The following is a 2364-nucleotide window of genomic DNA, read 5'->3' on the forward strand; positions in this document are numbered from 1 at the left end:
CAGAAAAATAAGCGATAATAAAAGCGGTTTCATAAATACAATCACTGCTGTGGTGGCGTTATGATACGCCATAATTAGTTGTTTCGATGCCGAAATTCACATTGCTAGCGAGTTTACAGGTATTGCCCGGAAGGGTTAAGTTCAGGCTATGTTGTTTGAATAATTGTGTCGCCGAACAGCAAGTGGCGGCGCCTTGGAGGGTTTGTGAGTTGTAAGTGGATGAGTGTTGGCGGCTTGGCCGCGCTGTTATTCAGTGCTGTGCTACAGGCTCAGCCCGATCAAATTACGGTAGAAAATGCCTATGTGCGGGGGTTGCCGCCAAGCCAACGCAATACCGCGGCGTTTTTTAGTGTGCGAAATCAGCGTGGTCAAGAGGTGCGGATTGTGGCAGGTGATAGTGATGCCGCCGAGCGCTTGGAAATACATGGTCATCAGCATCGTAATGGCATGATGTCGATGCAGCGCGAGGATGCGGTCACCGTGCCCGCCAACGGGGAATTTGTTTTTGCGCCCGGTGCCTACCATTTAATGTTAATTAACTTAACCAGACCGCTGGCAGACGGTGATCGGGTGAAATTTACCCTTAAAACCGCTGAAGGTGAGGTTCTTGCCATCGATGCGCCGGTAATTAGTGTGCTCAAACCCGCGCCCAGCGCAAAAACCACATCTAGCTCCACAATGAGCCCGACTGAACACACAGGAATGCACTAATGATTGAAAAACTAAAAGACCTAGTGGCTAGGGCCAAAGAGAGCGCGCAAGACTGGCTCGGCAATGGGCTTGCATTAAAAATAGCTGCTGTCGTCGTGCCAGTCTATCTCGTGATTGTGATGATATTTGGCGTGTATTGGAGCTTTACGCCAGAGATGCCCACTACCCAGTATTTGCAAAAAGACACCAAAGTGGGTGTTATTGGCAGCGCAACAACCTCGGCATTAATTGATGTTACTGAAACTTTGCTCGACAAGCCGGGCGGTTTTATTAGTAATGATATAAGCCCGCCAGGCATTTTTATGGACGATATGCCCGCGTGGGAATACGGAGTGCTTATTCAAGTTAGAGACCTTAGCCGCGCCATGCGCGAGAACTTTAGTCGCTCGCAGTCGCAATCCCAAGAAGATGGCGACCTGGCTAAGGCCGAGCCGCGCTTCAGCTTCTCTAATAATAGCTGGGCGGTGCCTGCTTCTGAGTCGGAATACCGGCAGGGCATTAAATTCCTTAAGGCTTATCGCAGCCGCTTGGCTGATGTAGATCAACCCCAGGCCCAGTTTTACGCCCGCGCCGATAATTTGCGCTACTGGCTGGCCGGTGTCGAGTCACGTTTAGGGAGTTTGTCGCAGCGCTTGAGTGCCAGTGTTGGGCGGCCGCGCTTGAACACGGATCTAGCCAACGACGCCAATGCACGGCAGTCTACGCCGGCATCGACTGAGTTGCAGATAAAAACCCCATGGCTGGAAATTGATAATGTATTTTACGAATCTCGCGGCACGGCTTGGGCGCTGATTTGCTTCCTGAAGGCGGTAGAGGTGGATTTTGCCGATGTATTGGCCAATAAAAATGCGAGTGTGAGTTTGCGACAAATAATTCGTGAGCTAGAGGGAACCCAGCAGGCAATGTTCAGCCCAATGGTTTTAAATGGCAGTGGTTTTGGTTTTTTAGCCAATCATTCACTGGTGATGGCGTCTTATATTAGCCGTGCCAATGGTGCTATAACTGATTTACGTGACTTGTTATCTCAAGGATAAATGATGGTTTACTCAACTTTACTTAAAACCTGTGTGCTCGCCGCCAGCGTGTGGCTTACGGCCTGCGCCTCTAGTCCGCAAGCGATTCAATTGAGCCCGAAATTTTCGGAGCCCAGTGCGCGTATTGGCAATAATAGCCCTGTTCATGTCAGGGTCAGTGACCAGCGTCAAAACAAGGTGCTGGGCAGCCGCGGTGGCACATACCGCGAAACCTCAGTGGTGACCATTGCCAACGATTTGTCTTTGGCTGTTGAAAAACCCTTGGCTAAGCACATGGCGGCAATGGGCTACGATACCGACAGTCTGCGTGCCGACACGGCAGACCTCCATGTGATTTTTGAATCGCTGGTTTACAACCACCCGAAAGAAGACGGGGTTGGTTATGACATGGATATGTTAGCTGTGGTAAATGTGGTTGCTAGTCGCGGTAATGAGCGCTATGAAGGCCGCTACCGAGTGAAACGCAAGCAGAAGTTTTTTAACGCGCCAAGCGAGTCTCACAATGCCGAGCTGGTTAACGGCCTTGTGGTGGAAGTGCTTAATAGCATGTTTGAAGACCCTAAGCTGGTAGGGTTCTTGCGAAAAAATTAAGGCGAATTATCTGAATTAAAAAAAGGCG

General features: G+C 50.1%; 3 protein-coding genes. All 3 read left to right on the plus strand.

Features of this window, described 5'->3' with window-relative positions:
• The first annotated feature begins 204 nt into the window (after positions 1 to 204).
• The 3 genes from ABYP33_RS18695 to ABYP33_RS18705 are packed head-to-tail and all read left to right on the plus strand — an operon-like array spanning position 205 to position 2336.
• Positions 205 to 711 carry a copper chaperone PCu(A)C gene (locus tag ABYP33_RS18695; RefSeq protein ID WP_373092807.1) on the plus strand — a complete coding sequence of 169 codons (507 nt, stop codon included), beginning with the start codon at positions 205 to 207 and terminating at the stop codon, positions 709 to 711.
• Entirely contained in the window at positions 711 to 1745 is a 1035-nt protein-coding gene (locus tag ABYP33_RS18700) for a DUF2333 family protein (RefSeq protein ID WP_373092809.1), read from the plus strand. Before ABYP33_RS18695 ends, ABYP33_RS18700 begins: the two co-directional genes overlap by 1 nt.
• 3 nt (positions 1746 to 1748) lie before the next feature.
• Positions 1749 to 2336: a YajG family lipoprotein gene (locus tag ABYP33_RS18705; protein WP_373092811.1), complete on the plus strand. Its 588-nt coding sequence runs from the start codon at positions 1749 to 1751 to the stop codon at positions 2334 to 2336.
• Positions 2337 to 2364: the final 28 nt, after the last annotated feature.

This window comes from Zhongshania sp., assembly GCF_041584495.1.
In the GTDB taxonomy this organism is placed as follows: Bacteria; Pseudomonadota; Gammaproteobacteria; order Pseudomonadales; family Spongiibacteraceae; genus Spongiibacter.